At 63.3% G+C, this 19,957-nt stretch carries 19 protein-coding genes and 2 pseudogenes; 7 read left to right on the top strand and 14 right to left on the bottom strand.

Going from position 1 to position 19,957, the window contains the following annotated elements; translation table 11 throughout:
- The 4 genes and pseudogenes from J3E61_RS33835 to J3E61_RS33820 form a co-directional block, all read left to right on the top strand.
- Window positions 1-937: pseudogene (locus J3E61_RS33835) on the top strand (hypothetical protein); the annotation flags it as partial.
- A gap of 51 nt (window positions 938-988) precedes the next feature.
- Complete coding sequence (locus J3E61_RS33830; RefSeq protein WP_210086989.1) at window positions 989-1,639, top strand: toll/interleukin-1 receptor domain-containing protein; 651 nt, start codon at window positions 989-991, stop codon at window positions 1,637-1,639.
- 84 nt (window positions 1,640-1,723) lie between these two features.
- Window positions 1,724-2,236, top strand: coding sequence for a hypothetical protein (locus tag J3E61_RS33825; RefSeq protein ID WP_210086988.1), 513 nt, complete (start codon window positions 1,724-1,726; stop codon window positions 2,234-2,236).
- Window positions 2,237-2,305: 69 nt separating this feature from the next.
- Window positions 2,306-3,487: a toll/interleukin-1 receptor domain-containing protein gene (locus J3E61_RS33820; RefSeq protein ID WP_210086987.1), complete on the top strand. Its 1,182-nt coding sequence runs from the start codon at window positions 2,306-2,308 to the stop codon at window positions 3,485-3,487.
- A gap of 536 nt (window positions 3,488-4,023) precedes the next feature.
- Here the strand turns inward: J3E61_RS33820 and J3E61_RS33815 are convergent.
- Complete coding sequence (locus tag J3E61_RS33815) at window positions 4,024-4,425, bottom strand: hypothetical protein (RefSeq protein WP_210086986.1); 402 nt, start codon at window positions 4,423-4,425, stop codon at window positions 4,024-4,026.
- Between the two features lie 664 nt (window positions 4,426-5,089).
- Here J3E61_RS33815 and J3E61_RS33810 point away from each other — a divergent pair.
- A complete protein-coding gene (locus J3E61_RS33810; RefSeq protein ID WP_210086985.1) occupies window positions 5,090-6,616 on the top strand; it encodes a hypothetical protein in 1,527 nt (508 codons plus the stop codon).
- Window positions 6,617-7,337: 721 nt separating this feature from the next.
- On the opposite strand, the gene J3E61_RS33805 is transcribed toward J3E61_RS33810, so the two are convergent.
- The 7 genes and pseudogenes from J3E61_RS33805 to J3E61_RS33775 all read right to left on the bottom strand — a co-directional run bounded on the left by J3E61_RS33805 (window position 7,338) and on the right by J3E61_RS33775 (window position 14,057).
- Entirely contained in the window at window positions 7,338-7,541 is a 204-nt protein-coding gene (locus J3E61_RS33805) for a hypothetical protein (protein ID WP_192726382.1), read from the bottom strand.
- A gap of 265 nt (window positions 7,542-7,806) precedes the next feature.
- Complete coding sequence (locus J3E61_RS33800; RefSeq protein ID WP_210086984.1) at window positions 7,807-8,508, bottom strand: pentapeptide repeat-containing protein; 702 nt, start codon at window positions 8,506-8,508, stop codon at window positions 7,807-7,809.
- A gap of 624 nt (window positions 8,509-9,132) precedes the next feature.
- Complete coding sequence (locus J3E61_RS33795) at window positions 9,133-9,810, bottom strand: hypothetical protein (RefSeq protein ID WP_210086983.1); 678 nt, start codon at window positions 9,808-9,810, stop codon at window positions 9,133-9,135.
- A gap of 919 nt (window positions 9,811-10,729) precedes the next feature.
- A pseudogene (locus J3E61_RS33790) lies at window positions 10,730-11,740 on the bottom strand (IS110 family transposase); the annotation flags it as partial.
- 626 nt (window positions 11,741-12,366) lie between these two features.
- Window positions 12,367-12,672 (bottom strand): hypothetical protein, encoded by a 306-nt coding sequence (locus J3E61_RS33785; RefSeq protein WP_210086982.1) that lies wholly within the window; start codon window positions 12,670-12,672, stop codon window positions 12,367-12,369.
- 297 nt (window positions 12,673-12,969) lie between these two features.
- Complete coding sequence (locus tag J3E61_RS33780; protein WP_210086981.1) at window positions 12,970-13,896, bottom strand: hypothetical protein; 927 nt, start codon at window positions 13,894-13,896, stop codon at window positions 12,970-12,972.
- Complete coding sequence (locus J3E61_RS33775) at window positions 13,893-14,057, bottom strand: hypothetical protein (RefSeq protein WP_210086980.1); 165 nt, start codon at window positions 14,055-14,057, stop codon at window positions 13,893-13,895. The genes J3E61_RS33780 and J3E61_RS33775 overlap by 4 nt, the downstream gene beginning before the upstream one ends.
- A 219-nt stretch (window positions 14,058-14,276) precedes the next feature.
- Here J3E61_RS33775 and J3E61_RS33770 point away from each other — a divergent pair, with 219 nt between their 5' ends.
- Window positions 14,277-16,022 carry a hypothetical protein gene (locus J3E61_RS33770; RefSeq protein WP_210086979.1) on the top strand — a complete coding sequence of 582 codons (1,746 nt, stop codon included), beginning with the start codon at window positions 14,277-14,279 and terminating at the stop codon, window positions 16,020-16,022.
- A 24-nt stretch (window positions 16,023-16,046) separates the two neighbouring features.
- Here J3E61_RS33770 and J3E61_RS33765 read toward each other — a convergent pair whose 3' ends face one another.
- The 6 genes from J3E61_RS33765 to J3E61_RS33740 form a co-directional block, all read right to left on the bottom strand.
- Window positions 16,047-16,595, bottom strand: a complete 549-nt coding sequence (locus tag J3E61_RS33765; RefSeq protein ID WP_210086978.1) for a hypothetical protein — start codon at window positions 16,593-16,595, stop codon at window positions 16,047-16,049.
- A gap of 84 nt (window positions 16,596-16,679) precedes the next feature.
- A complete protein-coding gene (locus J3E61_RS33760; RefSeq protein WP_210086977.1) occupies window positions 16,680-16,898 on the bottom strand; it encodes a hypothetical protein in 219 nt (72 codons plus the stop codon).
- A gap of 62 nt (window positions 16,899-16,960) precedes the next feature.
- Window positions 16,961-17,146, bottom strand: a complete 186-nt coding sequence (locus J3E61_RS33755; protein ID WP_210086976.1) for a hypothetical protein — start codon at window positions 17,144-17,146, stop codon at window positions 16,961-16,963.
- A gap of 24 nt (window positions 17,147-17,170) precedes the next feature.
- Window positions 17,171-17,377: a hypothetical protein gene (locus tag J3E61_RS33750; protein WP_210087010.1), complete on the bottom strand. Its 207-nt coding sequence runs from the start codon at window positions 17,375-17,377 to the stop codon at window positions 17,171-17,173.
- A gap of 316 nt (window positions 17,378-17,693) precedes the next feature.
- The gene (locus tag J3E61_RS33745) at window positions 17,694-17,993 is read right to left on the bottom strand and encodes a hypothetical protein (RefSeq protein ID WP_210086975.1); all 300 of its coding nucleotides are present in this window, start codon (window positions 17,991-17,993) and stop codon (window positions 17,694-17,696) included.
- Window positions 17,990-18,328 (bottom strand): hypothetical protein, encoded by a 339-nt coding sequence (locus tag J3E61_RS33740; RefSeq protein ID WP_210086974.1) that lies wholly within the window; start codon window positions 18,326-18,328, stop codon window positions 17,990-17,992. Before J3E61_RS33740 ends, J3E61_RS33745 begins: the two co-directional genes overlap by 4 nt.
- A gap of 1,064 nt (window positions 18,329-19,392) precedes the next feature.
- On the opposite strand from J3E61_RS33740, the gene J3E61_RS33735 reads away from it, so the two are divergent.
- Window positions 19,393-19,812 carry a hypothetical protein gene (locus J3E61_RS33735; RefSeq protein WP_210086973.1) on the top strand — a complete coding sequence of 140 codons (420 nt, stop codon included), beginning with the start codon at window positions 19,393-19,395 and terminating at the stop codon, window positions 19,810-19,812.
- Window positions 19,813-19,957: the final 145 nt, after the last annotated feature.

Here is a 19,957-nt window from a genome sequence, read left to right as displayed (position 1 = left end):
ACAGTCCCTCGAGTACTACCTCAACGAACCGCACTGGCTGGACGCGATCACCAAACCCTTTGCCGCGCATCTGGATAAGCTGGCCGATGCGTGCGTGGGCATGCTGGACCTCACCGGGCGATCACCCCAAGATATGCCAACTATTTCACCTCGGCCGGCCGACGACCGACTGGCCATGCCGTGGTGGCGCCGTCAACGCAAGCCGGTGACGGTAGCGCTTATCGCCGCGGCAGTGGTGGCTGTGGTCGTCGCTGCCGGCATCACCGTGCACCTGCTGACACCCGTTCCAACACACGACGCCGCACCGAGTCCCACCCCAACCGCCCCAGCCCCTGTTCCCTCGGTCGCCGCGCCCGTCCCAGCCGTCGCCCCAGCCGGGAACTCCGACCCGCGCGCACAGATCGTTCAGCTCACGGGCTCATGGTCCGACCAAGGCTTCACCGACGCCATCATCAACCGCGACACCACCATCGTCGCGCTGTACCTCAAGTCGGGCATGAAGGCAACGACCCTTCACCAAGGCGCGAGTGCCATCCTCTACGGATTCCAAGGCGTGCCCCAGAACGGCGACCCAGTCGATCTGGTCAAAACCTTCCAAGCCAACGGTTTCCAGCTCGACGACCAGCTGCAAGACAACGTTCTGATGCACAAGCTGATCGACGTCTTTCCGTTGCCATTCGATACGCCCCTGACGCCGAAGGGCTACACGGGCGGATATCAGGATGGAACATTCGTCGGCTCTTTGCTGTTCTGGATCGTCCAGCGGGCGGCCGGGTCGGGGCCCACCGACCAAGACACCCAGGTCATCGACTACTTGACGAGCCAAGGCGCGGATTGCAAAGTGCCACTGTCCTTTTTGGAATTCAACAAGAACATGCTAGACGACACGAGTCCATATCAGCCGCTGCTCACGATGATGCAAAAGTGTGCAAAGTGAACAAACGACCAGCCGGTCATCCAGCGGCGTATCCGAATGTGGTGCCACAACGTGGAAGCGGTATCGGCGATGGCCCATGACGTGTTCATCTGTCATTCCTCGTTGGACAAGGTCGCCGCCGATGCCGTCTGCGCGGCCCTTGAGGCCAGGGGCATTCGCTGCTGGATCGCACCCCGCGACATCAGGCCAGGTCAAGATTGGGCAGCTGCGATCGTCGATGCGATCCGCGGAGCCCAGATCCTTGTGTTGGTGTTCAGCGGGCACGCCAACGAGTCGCCGCAGGTCCGACGCGAAGTCGAGCGCGCGGCCAATCTGGGCAAGGGACTGCTTCCGCTGCGCATCGAGGATGTCAAGCCGCAACAGTCCCTCGAGTACTACCTCAACGAACCGCACTGGCTGGACGCGATCACCAAACCCTTTGCCGCGCATCTGGATAAGCTGGCCGATGCGTGCGAAGGCATGCTGGCGGTCACCGGGCGATCGCCACAAACGATGCCAGGTATTTCTCCGCGGAGCGCTGGCACCGACCGGGCCGTGCGGAGGTGGCGCCGTCAACGCAAGCCGGTGACGCTGGCGCTTATCGCCGCGGTAGCGATTCTGCTCGCCGTTGCCGGCATCACCGTTCACCTGCTCCGACCAGATCCAACACACCGATCCCCGTCGAGTCCCGGGGCGGCCGCTACTGGTCCGTCTCTTGGCTAACCCACCCCGGTCAGTCCTGCGGAGAGCAACGCGGCCCGCGCCCAGGTCGTTCAGCTCACCGGGTCTTGGTCCGATCAGGGGTTCGTGGACGCGATCGTCGGCCGCGACACCAACATCGTGGCGCTGTACCTCAAGTCAGGCCTGAAGGCGACCACCCTGGAACAGGGCACAAGTGCGATCGTCTACGGATTTCAGGGGGTCTCCCAGGACGGCGATGCCGTTGACTTGGTGAAGACCTTCCAAGCCAACGGCTTCAAGGTCGACGACGAACTGCAAGACAGCTTTCTCCTGGGCAAGCTCACTAACGATTTCTTACCGTTGATGTTCGGCTCGGAACAGGCGCCGAGGGGCTACACGGGTGGCTATCAGGATGGAAAATTCGTTGGCTCCCTGCTGTTCTGGATTGTCCAGCGGGGCGTCTGGATGGGTCCTACCGACCAAGACATTCAGGTGATCAACTATTTGATCAGTCAAGGCGCGGATTGCAAGGTGCCCCTGTCATTCCTCAACTACAACGGCAGAGAAAGAACCAATAAGGTAACAGGCACCAATCCATACGATCAGCTGATTCCGATGATGCAGGACTGCGCCAAGTGAAGGGCCGGGGAATCAATTCTCGAGCGGCGCAGGCGAATACGGCGCCACTAAGGGCGGGCGGTATCCGCTATGGCGCATGACGTGTTCATCAGTCATTCCTCGTTGGACAAGGCCGCCGCCGATGCGGCCTGCGCGGCCCTTGAGGCCAGGAGGATTCGTTGCTGGATCGCGCCCCGCGACATCAGGCCAGGACAGGATTGGGCCGCTGCGATCGACGAGGCGATCCGCGGAGCCCAGATCCTTGTGTTGGTGTTCAGCGGGCACGCCAACGACTCGCCGCAGGTCCGACGCGAAGTCGAGCGCGCGGCTAATCTGGGCAAGGGGCTGCTTCCGTTACGTATTGAGGATGTCAAGCCGCAACAGTCCCTCGAATTCTATCTCAATCAACCGCACTGGCTGGACGCGATCACCAAACCCTTTGCCGCGCATCTGGATAAGCTGGCCGATGCGTGCGTGGGCATGCTGGACCTCACCGGGCGATCACCCGAAGACATGCCGAGCGTTTCTCCACGACTCCCGCGGCCTCAGCCGGCCGTGCGGTGGTGGCGCCGTCAGCGTAAGCCGGTGACGGTAGCGCTTATCGCCGCGGCAGTGGTGGTTCTGGTCGTCGTAGCCGTCATCACCGTGCACCTGCGGACGCCAACTCCAGCACAAGATGCCGTGCCGAGCCCCACACCGGCCACGCCAACGGTGAGTCCCGCCGAGAGCAACGCTGCCCGCGCCCAGGTCGTTCAGCTCACCGGCGCCTGGTCCGACCAGGGATACCACGATGCGATCGTCAACCGCGACACCAGAATCGTTGCGCTGTACCTTAAGTCGGGTAAGAAGGCGACGACTCTCTACAAAGGTGCAAGTGCCATTCTCTACGGATTCCAAGGCGTCCCCCAAAACGGGGACCCCGTCGAGCTGGTCAAAATCTTCCAAGCCAACGGCTTCAAGGTCGACGACGAACTAGAAGACAGCTCCCTCATGAGCAAGCTCACGAACTCCGCGTTTCCGCAGCAATTCCATACGGACCTGACGCCGAAGGGCTACACGGCCGGCGTCGCAGGCGGGACATTCATCGGCACCTTGCTATTCTGGATCGCCCAGCGCGACCTTTGGGTTGGCACCGACCAGGACATCCAGGTCGTCAACTACCTGATCAGTCAAGGCGCGGATTGCAAGGTGCCTTTGTCCTTCGAAGATTCCACCCACAATGCGAACGCTGGCACCTCGCCTTACAAGGAGTTGCAGAGCTGCGCCAAATGAGCGCCGGGAAGCCACTTCTCGAGCAACCCTTGCAAAATCGTAGCAGCGCCAGTCGACGCAGCTAAAAGGGGGCGCAAAGCCATAACGGCTCAGCAGCTGCCGCCGACCTGCAGGATTTCTTGATCGACTTTACACAGCCAATCACATAGCGAGACTTGGGAATCCAGCGCCGACCGCCAAAGGGTCGCCCTGTTCTTGAATAAGACTGGTCGTCGCCTCAAGTTCCGCTAGAAAGTCCGCCTGCGCACAGGAGAAATCTGTCGCCTGCCCTGAGTGACACCCCGGCGTGGTCAATATCCGCGTCCGGACCGGGGCCGATCGCCCGAGTACGCGTGCGACGCGTCGGGATCAAAGATTCGTGTGATCAATGTGTGATGAATAAGGAAGGTGCGGTCGTCCTCCGTCATTCTGGTCGTGTCCAAGCCGACCCGGTTTACTCGAACGGAGTCGATCTCGGATCTCGCCTACGGCGACCCCCTACGGATCGCCGCACGCCGAGTAGGCATCGCGGCGGCGGCGAGGGGTAACGCAGACGTCTACTTGCGTGGGTCCGGCCATGGCGGCGGCCCATTGTGCTCTCCTCGCTGAGGCGGCGAATTCCACTGCGGTGGCGGGGGAGGAGGTGCAGCGCCGTGGTTTTGAGGCCAGCCCGTCTCGGGCGGCGGGTACGGCGGCCGCTGATCGAACTGCCACCCGGCTGGCGGGTATCCGGTCGGTCCATGCCACCCCGTCGGCGGATACTGCCCTCCCTGGTAGGGCACCTGGTAGGGCGGCCATCCAGGCGGAGGCTGTCCAGGCTTCCCGGTGTTGCGCGACCGCATCACGAGGATGACGACGGTGATAGTGACCAACGCGATCGGCACCGCCATGTACCCGATTGCGCGGAAGGGATGGCTACCGGCGTCGGGGCCAGCCACGAAGATCAGATCAAGAGGCACGCACCAATTCTGCGGCAAGATCGAGTAGCGTGCGCTCCTCAATTTAAGGCGGATCGAGAAGCGGCAATTGGTCGGTGAAGGCCAGACATGTTGAAGCCGCGTCGCGGCGGGATTGGTACGGTGCGCAATACGGTCCCCGCGTCAGTCCCCCAAAGGGGGAGAGGCATCCCGGTGAAGCCACCGCCGGGGCCGTTGCTAACTAGGGTGCGCCTCCCACTGTCGGACCGAATACCAATTCCAGGCGTGTCACGGTGCTGATGTCGATAGATGCACATACAGACGTTTAGCGTTGCCGCACAAGCTAATTAGTCATTCCGGCGGATCGCGGCGCGGGGGAAGTCAGGAGGTGTTCGAGGCGGTGCTAGGTTCTGGGATCCAGCGCGGCTCTTGTCGCGATGATCGCCTGTGGGCTGGGAGATGTCGAACTCCGATGCACTGGTGCAGAGCAGATGTCACGCGCTGGTAGGTCCGATTCGGCAGTTGGTCGGATCGTTGACGAGTTGCCCACCAAGCCGGATGTTTCCTGTGAGCTCGCTGAATCGATCCGTAATTTACCGTCTAGCAAATATTGATTGCGTTGGAAAGGTCATCGAAAACGCTTGGCCCACATACAAATGATGTGATATTAAGAGTCAGCGAATCGTCACGTAGCTAAGGACCGATGATGACCGCTATCGTTCGCCACTCCTTGACAGCTGGTATCGCCATAGCGGGAGCAAGCTTCTGGTTGGCGGCCCCCCACGGTGCGCCGGTGGCGTCGGCACCGCCGGCGCTACGGCTGGTCTCGGTGGATTCACCGCTGCCACTGGCGCCCGCGTCGGCAACCCCGTGCGCGGAGCTGTTCTGTCCCAGTTTGTTCGGGTCGGCGTTGTCCACCCCGGACCGGCCTAGGTCGACTGCCGCCGTTACCGTGACAGCCGCGCAGCCGACCGATCCCCTCACAGCGCTGATCGGACTGTTCATCAGCAACGGCACGGCCGATCACCCGGATGCGGGACTGTTGATCGGCAACGGTTATCAGGGGGCACCCGGACAGCGCGGCGGCAACGGCGGACTGCTATTCGGAAACGGCGGCACCGGCGGGGTCGGCGTCGCCGGAGTGAACAACGGGGCCGGCGGCCACGGCGGCAACGCGGGCTTGATCGGCAACGGCGGCGCTGGCGGCGCCGGAGCGAACGCCACCGCAACGAGCGCCGCGGGCGCTGGTGGTAACGGCGGCAACGCTGGACTCCTAGGCAACGGCGGGGCCGGCGGGGTCGGCGGCAACGGCGCCCGAGGCGCCGATGGAGTCAATCCCGTCGAGAACGTGACAAATGGCAAAGCCCCGACAGGCGATCACGGTGCCAGCGCCGCACATGACTTCGGCGACATCACCGGGGGTCAAGGCGATCCCGGGACTGCCGGAGGTCCTGGACAGATCGGCGGCGACGGCGGTGGAGGCGGGGTCGGGTCCACTTTTTCTGGCCACGCGACCGGTGGAGCTGGGGGTGCCGGTGGGGCCGGAGGCGTGGGCGCTCCGGGCGGAAACGGCGGTGCGGGCGGCACAGGCAGTTCCGACGTCGGCGAGGGCGTCGGTGGTGTCGGCGGCGCTGGTGGCAACGGAGGCGCGGGCGCTTCCGGTGGAAACGGCGGTTTCGGCGGCACAGGCATCACGACCGATGGCACAGGCCGCGGCGGAACCGGCGGCGCTGGCGGGAACGGCGGGACAGGCGCCAACGGTGGCAACGGCGGAACGGGCGGCGTCGCTCAAGGAACCGACGCTGTCGGCGGCAATGGCGGCGCTGGCGGTAACGGAGGTAGCGGTGCGCCCGGTGGCGCCGGCACAAACGGGGCGCCGGGCGGCCAGGGTGGCCGCGGCGGCGTCCTCGCCGGCACCGGAGGCGCCGGCGGTGCCGGCGGCACAGGCGGTACGGGCGGCACCGGTGCCAACGGTGGCAACGGTGGCAATGGCGGCGACGCTGGGCGGGTGTTCGAAAACGGCGGGAAGGGCACTGGCGGTATCGGTGGCGCCGCGGGTCTTGGCGGAGCTGGCGGAGCAGGAGGTGCCGGTGGTAGCGGCGGTTCCGGGGGCGCCGGCGGCGCAGGCGGCCTGATCGGAGGCACTGGCGCAACAGGGTCTAACGGCACTAACGGCATCGCCGGCGACAACGGCCAATCCGGCAGCGACGGCACAGCGGGGCACAACGGCTGACACGGTCGACCGCGTTAAGTAACGAGTTGTGCGGAGCCAGGCTGGGGATCCTCGGGTGTAGGCCGAGCGGTCGCCGTCGCAATCTCGACGTCGCACTCGGCATGACCGTGCTGATCCACCAGCTGCCTCGGCATATGCGGGGTTCAGTGCAATTCGTCGCTCGCGGCCCTGCCATCGGGGGAGCTCCTAGCCACAGGAGGGCTCAACCGACGCGAATAGTCATGTACGGCCACATCGTCGAAATCGTTGCGGCACTTATAGTCGAGGCCCAGCGAGGACTGCAAGAGTCGGCACGACACCGTCCAAGCTGCCTGTCGCGGACGGGGGCGTCAGTCCCCCGGCGGGGGAGCGGCGTCCAGGGTGAACCACCATCGGGACTTGTTCCTCACCACAGTGCCCCGGCCGTGCTGGATTCATCCGATGCATTAACCCGCTGCGTTATTGCCGCGCACGCGCACCGCTTCCAATTCGGGACTATCTCGTTAACGGTGTTTCCGGCGGTTTTCATCAGTAGGTTTCGGCCACCGAGGCGGCGGTCGCCGAAGGTGAGCGCTAACGCGTCGAGCGCTGGCTTGCACCCCGTCTTCGGTGGTGCCAACCGAGGAAGGACAACTGAGAACACCGTTTGGGAAATGAAATGCCCTGTCGGACAGCGATTGTCACGTCGAGCTTGACATAAGATAAGTTATCGGTTCTTGAAATATGTTGGGCGACAACGAAACTAGATATAGCCGATTTCAATTTCGCGACGGCCGTTGACGTGTCGGTTTGAAATCATCACCGTGCCCGCCGCCGTGACAACCTCGATACAGTCAACTCCCAACACCGTTTTTACGGACTGGCCCAGTCGCTGGGCAGCTTCATCGAGCATGGTGCAACCGGCGATTTCAGCGACAACAGCATCAATATCGACAAACAATCCCATCGTCTCCTTCGGTTGCGCGGCACTCCACCATATCATTACGTCACAGTGACGTAATGATATGGTGCTATCACATGCCTAAAACTTGGATCGAGATCCCCTGTTGCCCAAACTATCTCGATGCTCACAGCCGGATCACTGCAATGGCCGACGCCCTCGCGAGCGTCGGAGGTGTCATCCTGCGTCACCAAAGGCAGATGCTTGGATGCGGCAATAGCTGCGATCCAGGCTGAATGTTCTGACGCAGCTGAATGCTCTGATGGCCGACTCAGATTTGATCCTTATGAGGCCGGCTCGGCGGTGGTCTGAATCTCAGGGGCCACTGCGTCGTGGAGTCGTAGAAGACATCTACCAAATTCGCACCCGCTAGATTGGCGGCCGCCATGTTCGCGTTGGAAAGGTCTGCGGCATATAGGTTGGCGCGGCTCAGATTTGTGTGGTCTAGGAGCGCGTAGTACAGATTGGTCATCCTCAAGTCAGAGCCGGTCAGATTGGCATCAGTGAACTTCGCCCCGTTCAAGTTCGCGAGCTGCAGGCCGGCATTGACCAGGCTTGCGGACGGCAACCAGGCACCGACCAGATAGGCCGCGTTCAGTAGCGCCCCGTCGAGGTAAGCCCCCGTCAGTATCACGTTCGCCAAGCACGTGTTCTGCAGGTCGATCTTTTCGAATTGCGATCCCCCGCGCTCACGTCGCCCGATCACGGTCAGCGCGGCTTGCACGTCGGGCGCCGGGGTGGAAGAAGCAGTACAGTCCTTCCCCGGTCCGGCGCGGGTGCGAATGTAGGCGCTGAGCACTTCCAAGATCACACTTCGGTCTTCGCGCGAGTCTCGGGCGAGGCGTTCTAACGAGTAGATGCCGCCCAGCCGGATGTCGACTTTGTCCGACCCGAGTTGTTCAACCGCTCTGGTGAACCGCTCAGTGACCTGCCCCTGCTCGGAGAGGTTGTACTGCTTTTCGGTCGATCCCAACGATTTTGCCGAGAACCACAGGGCGGCGACGGCTGTCAGAGCCGTCGCGACCGCAGCGAGCCTCGGCCAGCCGCTCCACCCGAATAGCCGGTTGAGTGCCCGCCTGACGGTGACCGCAGGCCGTTGCCAGCGGCTTGCCGGCGGTGGCGGTTTCCTCAGCCGCAGACGGTCATCGCGAGCAAATCGACCTGCAGCAGCCCGATAGCGGGGTTCACGCGCGGCGGCAGGCAATGGGCTCATGTCTACTAATGATCTTCCGATCACGGCCAAACACGCGCTTAGCGGACTACCTGTGTCGTAGCAGGGCGACTCCACCTGGAGCCCATTTCGAAAGGGGCATCGTCAGCCACTGGCAGTGCCGCCCTCGGGGCATGTCCGAGCAGTCTCCGCCCGACATCACACGGCCACTAACCTCGACCTTCGAGTCAGACCCGCAGAGCATCTCTGCTCGACACGCCGAGCGTCACGCTTGACACACGTCTTGCCACTCGGATGTCTCGGCCGACAAGTCGTGAGCTGCGGGCCATGTAAAGCACATTCGTTGAACCAGCATGCCGCTACGCCCCCGCCCGAAGGACGCCACAGTCGATCACGCGGAGCACGTTAAATGCCTTCGTACAGTAGTTATTTGCGTAAAGGGGTGAGCAACAGCCGTGAGCCCATTCCGACCGTATGGGCCAGCGTCGCCTTATACGCCTCAAACAAAGGCCCGGCTCCTCGGAGCTCCCACAGGATCTGGGCGGTCAGCCACGCGAAGTCTCGCGCTTTCTCGATGTCCCACGAGGTGACCATGTGTGCGATCGACTCGAGGCTGTCATCGACGGACATTTCTAACTCGGAGCGAAATGAACGTCGGATCTCCGCCTCAACGCTGGCGAGCAACTCGTTGACTTTGTCGAAGTCATCGTGAACACCGGGGCTGCCCGGGGTGCGGCCTCGCGCCACGCACGTTGCCACCACTGCCAGCGGCAGATCGTTTTCGATGTGGGCGTTCATCCCGGCAAGCGCGAACTGTATTGGCAATATCCCCTGCTCTGCCCGAGCGTCGAACAGCGGCGCCCAGGCCTTGGGTTTGTCCTTCGTAGCGTCAAAAGCCTCGAACCAGTGCGCGGCGAATCGCACATCAAGGTCGGTGATGAATGCGTCGTCGTGAAACTCGCCGCCGCGTGCCAAGCGGTCCGCCATCATTTCGGTGACACGCAAGTAGACGCGATTGAACACACCCGCACCGTCTCCCGCCGACAGGTCTGAGGCGATTGCTCGCATACGTGAAAGCACTTCGTCGACGGTCGTTGCTGCCATATACCCATCACAGCAGACAGACTCCCCGCAGGAATGCAGAACCAGCACAAGGCCACCGCGATACCGATAGAGAGTCAAAAGACAGCCTCCGCAGACCGTTGCCCTGCATATCGAATCACCTGCACCAGAAATAGTTTCTCCCAGGTGAGACAAGCGGCGCCGCACATCCCTGCCCTGCGGGAATCGCTACGCCGCCTCAGGCAGCAATCCTCAAAACCCATGGGGTGCAACGCCGACCGGCGACTGACCCGCGACAAAGACCTCCCTTATCGCGTACGTGCTGTCGCTGGCGTTCGTGTCCGTCGAACGTCGGACACGCCGGTCGCAGTCACATCAGCGCCTCAAACTGGACCGTTCCATCTGTTTGCTGAACGGGCCCGCGCAGAGGCTTGTAGGCGCTAGTATCGCGGTGCCCGGGGTCTTTCCTGCCAGTGGCCACTGCTCACCGGCCGTCAGGCCCCGGCCCTTACTTTGAACAGGTGGCCGGTCGGTGCGCGGGTACCGTGCACCGAGTTGCGGTTGGCATTGTCCGTTGTGCCGCCTCGCTTTCACGGTTACCCCGCCTACCTTAGGACCGCTTCCATGGCTGCCCCCGCCAGCCCGCACTCATGGCCAACCGCAGTCGCAGCCGAAGGGCCAGAGCAAGCTCGATCGTTCACTGCGGTGTTCGAGCACTAGCTGAACGACGTCGTCACCCAAGTACTGACCACGCTCAGGGCCACGACTCAGAGACGATCGCCGTCTATTCGTCGTCTGTCGGCGGCAGTTCGTCATCATCGTGGTCTGCAGGTTCGTCTTCGATCCGGTCTTCGGTCTCCAGTGACGCAGCGAGGTCCATGGACGCCTGCCATGCGGGCATGTTGCTTTTCACACCAGTAAGGGGTTCAGCCGCGTCGACGACAGGCCCTGTGCGGCGCGCGTAATCGGCGCGTAACCGGTTGTAGACGATTCTGCAGAGTCGGCGTTTCAAGCAGCGCAGCGCTCCCATGCCGGAGTCCCCATCGGCGCGTCGGCGTTGGTAGTACGCCCTTCCGGGGCCGTCCAATCGTATCTGTACGACGGCTATGCGATGAATAGCGCTGTTGCACTGGCGGTTTCCGGATCGCGCCAAGCGCAAGCGGCCCTCTTTCGAGCCCGACCACATCGGCACGGGAGCGATTCCCGTGTAGCGTGCGAACGCCGCCTCGTTGCGGAAGCGGTCCACATTGGCGGTCTCCGAGATGAGCTTGGCCGCAATCAATTCCGCACAGCCCGGCAGTGACAGCAGCGTGGAGCCGAGCTCGTGGACACGAATCGCGATCTGTTTGGTGAGGCCCTCAATGCTTTCGCTGAAGTAGCCGATATCGGCCACCTCTTGACGGGAAAGCTCGGCCAATAGTCCCGGTTGCTCCAGTAGCCAATCGTGGAGTGCCCGCCGACGAGTCGCCCACTGCAGTTTGACTGGTTTCGGTCGCTCGGGACTCAGCTGATGAAGGCGCCCGAAGAGACGATTCATAGCCTCGACTCGCTGGCCGACCAGGTCGTCGCGACGATCGACCAGAAGCTTCAACTCCCACGACGCCTGATCGTGAAAGGCCACCGGTAAATCTGGTTCCCTCAACACCGCTCGCGCCACGGCGATCGCGTCGATGGGATCCGACTTGCCCCACGCGCGGGCGGGCCCGCGGCTGCGCGCCATCAGCTGCGGTGGGACGCGTACGAGCCGCTGGAAGGCCGCCATCAGCTCGCGCTCGAGCAAGCCGGTCACCGAGCGGTTGTCCTCCACGGCCCACAGCAGATCGGGGCCGAACTTGCCTAGCGCCCAACGCAATGCCTCCGTGTGGCCTGCGCTGGTCGCTTCGACCGTCTTCTCCCCCAGCTTCGCGCCGCCGCTGTCAACGGCGACCAGGGTGTGGCTGTGCTTGTGCGCGTCGATGCCGACCACCGCCATGCGCGTTACCTCGCTTCCGTATTGACGGCGTTAGGTCCGGTGGGTCACCCGGTGCCGGCATGCACTCAGAAAGCCAGTCCGCAGACGGCAGCAAAGGGGCAAGCTCAGGCCCCGGATGATCACCACCGGTGGCTGTCAGGCGCACGGCCGTCGAGCCGGTCCCTGCACACCCCCGAACCGGCAATGCGACAGTCAGCCATCCCGCAAGCGGGCGGCACTAATCCATGAAAGCCAAGAAGAGGTGATCAGGGACCCCATCACGCTAACCCGCGGCAACCGACAACGCGACGCGACCGCATCGTCTACGACGATTGATCCAACAAACGCAAAGCGCCTAACGAACGCGAACAATTGGCCGTCGCTAGGCCTCGCGCCCGGTGATATCTCCGACCACGGCTGGCCTCGTAATCGTCCCGCAGTCTGAGGAGCTGTCCCGCAAGCATTTGTCGCGCAGACCTTCGTTTTTGCGCGTCGCAGCTACGCTACGGTTGGATTGCCAGCAGCACGCGCACCAACTCGGCTCCCTTAGCGTGTATCGGTCTTTCGAAGATGTCGTGCAGGTGAGTCTTGATTGTGGCGATCGATAGCGCCATCTCCTCCGAGATCGGTTCGAGGCCACCACACAACTAGGGCTTGCCTTTACCGGCTCCCGGCGTCGTAGCCTTTACATCCTGGCCTGGTCGGGTTCCCGCGAGGGCTCCCGGTGAGCTTTGGGCGATACCGCTCACCGTTGTGCCGGGAGCGCCAGTGCCGCCCGGGCCGCTACCGGGGCAGCCGGGATTGCCGGGACCGCAGGTTCCGCCGCCTCCCTCGCCGGGGGGACCCGCATAAGCGACCCCCGACGTCGCGATAGCCGCGCCGACCGGGGCGAGGAACATGACGGCGGCGGTCATGGCTGCGGGAACGAGTTTGGTGATTCGATGCGTGCCCATAAGGGGGTGTCCTTTGATGAGGTCACAAGTTAATGAGTTGGATTCCGCAGACTGCTGCCTGATTCCCGGACGGTAGCAGTCCGGTGGATGCAGCAAACGTCTTCCCGAAAGTGCGCTGGGTGTTACTTGCGCGAGCAAACGCCTTTACGGTGATCGTTGTTGCTGAATCGACAACGGTGGTCAGGGGCCCGATGCGCCTCAACCGGTACCGCCGGTGAAAGAGACGGCCCAGGCCAGGACACCGAGCACCGCCACGCTTCAACCGCGCGCGTCGTCGGAACTTGGCCTATCAGGCGGCTACCGTCTCCACACATGAACTTTGTCTGTCTTGACCGGTGCATCGGGCGGACCTTTTGTGTACTCGGTGATGTACACCGGTTTGCGTTGTGACCATTGAGGACCACACGCCTGTTGACGCCAGTGCGGTTCGACCGTCCATCGCGACCGATACGTGCGCCCAGATCCGGTTACCGACTCCTCCCGTGGGTGGGATAACTGCTTGCGCAGCACCACCATTGATACTGGCGAGGGCTCGAGATCACTCGGCGCCCCGCTGCCTACAATTCGCGTCTCGAGGGTTCGTGTTTCGGCCACGGTCCGTTGATCCATCAACAGCCAGGTCGCGCCGAGGATGCTGACGCACTCTGAGGCGTCCGGACTGCCTTCGACTTCAGCGGTGCGCGGCGCGCTTGGATTGACCAACAGCGTTGTGCCAGACCATAACGGTGCCGACACACCGTATGACGCAAAGATGTCTTGGCGTTGCGTGAGCCGCGAGCCCACCTGGATTTGCAGGATGCCGTCGCCACGCCGCCACCACCAGGCTGCGTCCCACGGCACCTTTTCGTGCCCAGCGAACGGGATGGTGCCGGCCGGTTTGGCCCAACACAGGAATCCGGCGTCGGCGGGAAGAACGAGATCGGGTGTCCACTCCGGCAGTGTGGACCCGGCGGTAACAGCGACGGGCACCATGTCGCGAGCTACCCAGAACAGCTTTGCCCGATCGAGAGCCTGCACTTCTTCCCGAATCTCATCAAGCGACGTAGCCAGCTCGCGCACCAACTTGTTTCGCTTGCGAAGTTGCGCTGGATTGCGCATCCGCTTCTTGTCCGGATCGTCCTGCAGCACCACCGAGTAGCGGGCGATCATGTCGACAAAAGCTTGACGTAGCGCCGCGCGGATATCCGGAACGGCAGGAGCGGCCCACGGCGCAGTGCGTTTCATCGACGATCGAGCCTCGCATAGTCGGCGATATATCGCCACGGCGCCGCGCTCGAACGCATCCACCAAAGCGTCTGCTCGCTGGGTACGGCGCTGGATTGGACGAGCTCGGCCTGACCCGCGCGGTCGTGATACTCCACGACGACATCTCCGCCGAACCGCATGCCGGACCCGCTCCCCCGTTCCGCAATTCGGCACTCACTAGCGCCCATTCGGTGCGGCAAAAGCGTCCCATCCGCGATACCCACGTCGACCGGCGTCAAGGTCATCGGCGCGGGGGGCGCAGTGCTTGGCTTGCTCTACTTGCCGCTCGGGCTACTCATCGTCGGGATTGCGTTCTGAAATAGCGCTCGTCGTTAGGTATAACGACGGGTGGTAACGATATGACACGCGTAGATAAACTGATGGTGCCGGCGACGGCGCACACCCCGCTGAGAGAACTCATCGCCGGTCTGGATACCGTCGCGGGCCTGGCGATTCCGTACGCGCACATGCCACGCCGCACAATCAAGGCGTTCGCAGGTGAGTTCGCATGCTGGTCAGACATCTCCGGGCAGACGGTGAATTCTCTGCTCGGCCGGCCCGCGGCGGGCGTGGCCACGGTCCGCGCCCTGCTGACGGCGGCCAGAGACGCCGTGGCGAAGCAACAGTCGGTCGCAACGATCGAGCCCGTGGGGGCGCCCGCCGCGGTCCAGCGCCTTCTCGATGAGCTCGACGAGCGGGACCGCGTGATGGTGGCGTCTCGGCTGTGGGCGCACCCGCCGCTCTCGCAACTGATGGTCGCGCGGCGCCTCGGTGTCACCAAAGCCTGGGTGAACCGACACCACCCTCGATCAATGGCCAGGTTCGCGGAGTTACTCGCTGATCCGGCCCATCAGGAGGTCACCGGGCTCGCCGTCGAACTTGGCCGCCGGCTCGGCCCCTACGTACCCGGCGATGTCGTCGACGCCGAGTTGCGTCGCCTCGACCTTGACCCGCCCAGCGAGGCCGCCAGGGTGCTGCTGCACCTGGCGGGACCGTATGTGCGGCGCGACGGATGGTTTGAGAACGCCACAACCGGTGGAGCCCAACAGGTTTCGGTCGCCGTCGACGCGGTTTTTGACCGCGATCCCGCACCGTCGACCGAATCGTTGCTGCACGCGCTGATTGTGGAAGGGATGTCACTCGACGTCGCCGGCACCTACATTCGTTCGCGCACCGACTGGCGCTGCTTCGGTGATGACGTGTGGGTGCGGTGGGGCGAGTCCGCCGCCAGCAAGGCCGAAGCGATCCTGCATGTTCGTGGTGCGCCCGCGACCCCCGAGGAGATCTTCGCCGAGATCGATGCCAGTCCCACAACATTGAAAACAATTCGGGAAGCGTTGTACGCCGACAAAAGGTTCGTCCGCGCCAGTCGCGCCACCTGGGGTCTGCGCATCTGGGGAATCGATGCCTACGCCGGTATTGCAGAGGAACTGGGCGCCCGCATCGACGCCGCCGGCGGGACGGTCGGGATCGAGGATCTGGTCCAAGACATGTTGTCGCACTTTCCCGACGTGGCCGAAGGGTCCATCCGAACTCAGCTCACCGGCAGCCTTGCCTTCATCACCGAAGGCGCCACGGTTCGACGCCGAACCGCCGCCGATGCACTGCCTGCGGTCCCCCCGCTTCATTCGGTACGTGGGGCTTTTCGCAACGGCGACAACGAAATACGGTTGGCGATGACCGTCAACGCCGACATGCTGAGAGGGTCGGGACAGCCGATCCATCCCGCGGTGGCCGACGCGCTGGGCGTTAGCCCGGGTCAGCGGCGCCTGTACAGCACCCCGCACGGCCCAGTCCCGGTGATCTGGCGGCTGTCGTCAACCAACGGGCCCAGCATCGGGTCAATTCGCGCTCGGGTAAAAGCGCTCGGCGCTGACATTGCCGACACCCTTGTTCTGGTCTTCTCGCTTGACGACACCTCACTGAACGTGCTGCGGGTCGATCCCGGAGGTTCCGGGGTTGATCGGCTACGACAGCTAGTCGGTGACACCGTGCGCAACCCTGGCTCGGCGCTGGCCGCGAGTCTGGGCTGCAGGCGCGCAGATGTGGTCGCGGTGTTGCGCGAGCGCGGTGACCACGACCTGGCCGCTCTCGCCGAGAGCTGAATCGAGGCGTGGTGGCTGCGGTGGCTATCGCGGGTGCTGCGGCGGCGGCTGCCACGGTGGCGGGTACTGCAGCGGCGGTTGCCACGGTGGCGGGTACTGCTGCGGCGGTTGCCGTGGTGGCCGCGATTGCGGTGGGCGTGCGCGCACATAAGGCTGGTTTAGCAATTTGGCGAGCAGAACCGTCCATGCGATGACACCGCCAAACAGCGATATCCACCACAGCAGCGCGCTGAACTGCTTGAGCATCTCGCCTCCGCCGAACAGCTTCATCAGCGGTGACTCGTAGGTGCCCATCGCATCTGTGTCGCCGAGCGCCGCACCGTAAGTGAACATCGCTGCCCAGCAAGCGATCTGCGCCCATGCCTGCCCGGAGCTGAGCCGCACCGGTCTGCGACGCTGACGGAAGATCAGCACAGTGGTGATCGTCAGGCAGGTCAGGAATATGGGGCTGGCCAGCAAGGTGACCTGAGCCGTCCATGCCAGCGTTGTGAACATCCCCGGGCCGAAGATCATCCACGCCAGCATGGCGAGGTTGACAGGAATCGCGAGTACGAGCACCGATTGCCTGAACATCACCGTGTCCTCCCGTCGCTGGCGTTGAGGCTGATTCGGTTGTGCAGAGTCCTGGCCACGCAGGCAGCCGCTGCCGACCGTGGCTCATTGTCGGATGTTCGGCGGCGGCGGAGGCGGCGCGGGTTCATCGGGGTCGCTGATGATGCCGTAGGAGATGTAATCGCATTTGGCGAAGTCGAGCTGCGCGTCGCGGCCGAGGGTGTGGTCGATGACATATGCCACCCGTACCGGAAACCCCTTCATGCCGGCATGGAGCTGCGTGCCGGCCATGAGGCTGGCAACGATGATCGCGTAGATCCACACGAACCGACCGGCAGCGTCCTCGGCGACGAACTGAGGAAGGGACCGGCCCCAGTTGAAGCCGTCTACGGGGGGTGGTACTTGATTGGTTGGTCGAGTCGGCCGACAAAGTAGTCGGGACGATCCGGTCCGGGGATCTGCCGCATCAGTTTGGCCGTCACCGGAAGCTGTCGTTGCAGCTCTTCGACGGCAGGAAACACTCCCCCGCCCATCTGGTCGTAATCGACACTGCTCAGAACGAAGCGCGCCATATCTGATTCCGAAACCCTTTGTAGTTAAGCGTTACTCGTTGGGATTGCCGGCCAGGACGTCATCACATGGTCCCAGGCCTGTTTGCGTAGCTCACCGCCGATCTCGACCGCGAAGTCCAAGTCTTGGCGCGTGTACATCCAACCCGCTCCGTCTACCCACTGGCGTGGGACCAGTTGGGCGATTACGGGCTGCGGCAGGCCGCATGCATCTGCGACGTCTTTGACCGTCAGCGTCGCCTCGTCATCGCGGCGTGCGCAGCCCGGGCTCTCTACACGCGGAAACGTCGCAGTCCTGGTCGGATTGGATATGGCCACAGTTTTGAGCCTAATGCCGGCGCAGATAGCGTCTGTACGCCAAAAGTTCATTCCGGTTGGCCCGTAAAACCCGACATCGTGATTGCTCGGTTGGCCCTTCATGACCCGCACATCGGTGGCACTGATTTTCTTACCCGCGGCTTGCGCAGTCATCAAGAATCAGAAGCCCCCGCGTCGCCGTCGCCGCCACGGGTGCGGGATCCACAGCCTGGCAGTGTCTTTGGCATGGGATCTAGTCGAACGCGACTGTTGCCGCGGCAATCACGAACACCGCAGAGAACAGCCACGCCAGCAGCGCACCGTGAGCGAGATGCTTGAGAGGGCGGCGATACCGCCGAGACTGTGCTGCCAGACCGAGGACTGCTGCGATCGCGATCGGGCCAACGGGGGCAAACAGCCAGTAGTACAAAAACCAGTACGTGCACGACGACAAGATGCCGGCGCTGAAACCGGCGAGCATCAGCGGTGACCCGCAGGGTTGGTTCAGTCTCTGCCAGACGGCAGGGGCTTGCTGCTCCGACACCCTGTTCACCCGCCCAAGCTCGACTGCACGCCCACCCACGCCAGCATCATCCAGCCGCTCACGCCGCAAACGATCGAGCCGACACCCACGCTGCGGACACGAACCGACGCCGCGAGGGCGGCCGTGAGGCCGCCGAGCGCTAGGGGCGCTGATGAAACCGCCGCCACTATGAGCCATTTCGTGTTCGGGCGAAGTTCGTCGACGAGCGGTGTTCCCAGCAACAGCCCGGCCAGCACGCCCCATAACGCGCCGCCGGTGATCGCGCCGAAGCAGAGCGCAGCCGGCCAGTGTACTGATCCGCGCTGGCTACGGGGACGGTCTGTTGGCGCTGCTGGTATGTACACGGGGTCGATCGTGTCACGCCCCGGCCCATGCGGTGCACGCCAATTTCCGCCCCCCACAGCGTGTTTGCGGACGCAGGTATCACCAGTCGAGGATCGTGACACTGAGTACGAGGACCCCGCGACTGGCCTGTGGTGGCGTCGCATGGATTGCCTCGACTGCTTGCGTATCATCAACTCTGCACGCCGTGACCGTGCGCAGCGCGCGCTCACGGACGAGTTGATAAAGCTCGCGGCACATGTTCGAGAACTGACGGCCGATAAGGTTGTCATCCTGCGCGAGCAAATCAAATTGGTGCGTCCGCCTGGCGGAGGCACTCGTTAGGCTCGAAATTGCACGGTCCGTCACCTAGATCCCCACGGTGCCGGGCCGATCTGACCGACGTCGATCAGATTGGCCTGTCCCGCCTGCTAATAGCGGCGAGTTCCGCGGTCAATCACGACCGTAAGACCAAGGGTGATCTGAGTAAGGTGTGATCGTTTCGCAGGGATAGCCGGGGGGGCCACACACGAACGTTTGAGTTTCGTCGGGGGGCTGCGGTGCGATGTACCCCTGCCCCGGGGACGACCCCGCGGGGTGAGTGGATTCGTTCGGCGGATGCGGCGGAGGGCACTGCCCGTCTTCACATTGGTTCGGCCTCGCCGAGGCAACACCAGCTGCCTCCGTCGAGACGCCCGCTACGGCCCCGAAGGCGGCCGCAGCGATGAGGACGGCGGGCGCTAGGCGACGTAACCGGGTCGAACGCGCGATCCTGCCTGTCATTTCTTCTCCTGATATGTGGTCGCGGTGCCCGAGCTGGGCCGCTGGTACTCAAGAATTTTCGCGATCACACAGGGGGTTCGTAATCACCGGAAAGCCAGACTCCACTTTCAAACAGGAAGGGTTTCCTATCCGCCAGGTAAGCCCAGCGGTGGTTCAATCCGCCACTCCAGATTCCCCACGGTGGCGGGCCGAACCTCGGCGCGAATTTCTTTCCACAAAAAAGTGTGGGAGTTGGGGTGCCTGGTTGCTCCTAGGTGTTGAACGCAGCCCACAAGGGGCTACGAGCAAACCAAAGGAGAACATCATGAAGATCAACAACGACACCATGCGCGACCACTCAACCCGCACCCTTAAAAGGACGGCAGCCGCCGTCGCAATGCGAGCGGCTCGTCCGATTCTGCTGGCGGCCGTGGGGTTCGGGCTAATCCTCGGCGCAGCCGGAACAGCGAACGCCTTTCCGAACATCCCCCCCGGCGGAGACTCATACCAGCAAGCTTGCGCAGCCCAAGTGAACCAGATCCGTGATGCACTTCAGGAGTACTACGACAGTCCAAAGACGGCGGCGAACCTTCAGGCCGCGCAAGACAAGATTCGCCCTGCGGCCGAAAAGTACAACTCGTTGGGCTGCGCAAAAATCTGGGGCCCGCTCCGCCCAGAGTCTCTACCGGACCCCCGGCGCGCAGCTTCGCCGGTGGCGGGCCAGGGGGCAACGAATTTGAACTAGCGTCTGCAGCCGCGTCCTATCCGATATTCGGCCCGCCACCCGCTCCCCTGGTGGCGGGCCGAACACTTACGGCGGACCGGACGAGTCGTGGCTAAAGCCCGGTGTGACTGCGCAGCGCGTCAATGAAGCCGTCCAATCGAGCGCG

It is taken from the genome of Mycobacterium sp. OAE908 (assembly GCF_017872775.1).
Lineage (GTDB): Bacteria > Actinomycetota > Actinomycetes > Mycobacteriales > Mycobacteriaceae > Mycobacterium.
This window is presented reverse-complemented; position numbering and strand designations above follow the sequence as displayed.

What these genes read in the sequence shown, in the direction of transcription:
- J3E61_RS33820 (WP_210086987.1), top strand. Translation starts at nt 2,306, where the DNA reads ATGGCGCATGACGTGTTCATCAGTCATTCCTCGTTGGACAAGGCCGCC.
- J3E61_RS33810 (WP_210086985.1), top strand. Translation starts at nt 5,090, where the DNA reads ATGACCGCTATCGTTCGCCACTCCTTGACAGCTGGTATCGCCATAGCG.
- J3E61_RS33805 (WP_192726382.1), bottom strand. Translation starts at nt 7,541, where the DNA reads ATGGGATTGTTTGTCGATATTGATGCTGTTGTCGCTGAAATCGCCGGT.
- J3E61_RS33795 (WP_210086983.1), bottom strand. Translation starts at nt 9,810, where the DNA reads ATGGCAGCAACGACCGTCGACGAAGTGCTTTCACGTATGCGAGCAATC.
- J3E61_RS33785 (WP_210086982.1), bottom strand. Translation starts at nt 12,672, where the DNA reads ATGGGCACGCATCGAATCACCAAACTCGTTCCCGCAGCCATGACCGCC.
- J3E61_RS33780 (WP_210086981.1), bottom strand. Translation starts at nt 13,896, where the DNA reads ATGAAACGCACTGCGCCGTGGGCCGCTCCTGCCGTTCCGGATATCCGC.
- J3E61_RS33775 (WP_210086980.1), bottom strand. Translation starts at nt 14,057, where the DNA reads ATGCGGTTCGGCGGAGATGTCGTCGTGGAGTATCACGACCGCGCGGGT.
- J3E61_RS33770 (WP_210086979.1), top strand. Translation starts at nt 14,277, where the DNA reads ATGACACGCGTAGATAAACTGATGGTGCCGGCGACGGCGCACACCCCG.
- J3E61_RS33765 (WP_210086978.1), bottom strand. Translation starts at nt 16,595, where the DNA reads ATGTTCAGGCAATCGGTGCTCGTACTCGCGATTCCTGTCAACCTCGCC.
- J3E61_RS33755 (WP_210086976.1), bottom strand. Translation starts at nt 17,146, where the DNA reads ATGGCGCGCTTCGTTCTGAGCAGTGTCGATTACGACCAGATGGGCGGG.
- J3E61_RS33735 (WP_210086973.1), top strand. Translation starts at nt 19,393, where the DNA reads ATGAAGATCAACAACGACACCATGCGCGACCACTCAACCCGCACCCTT.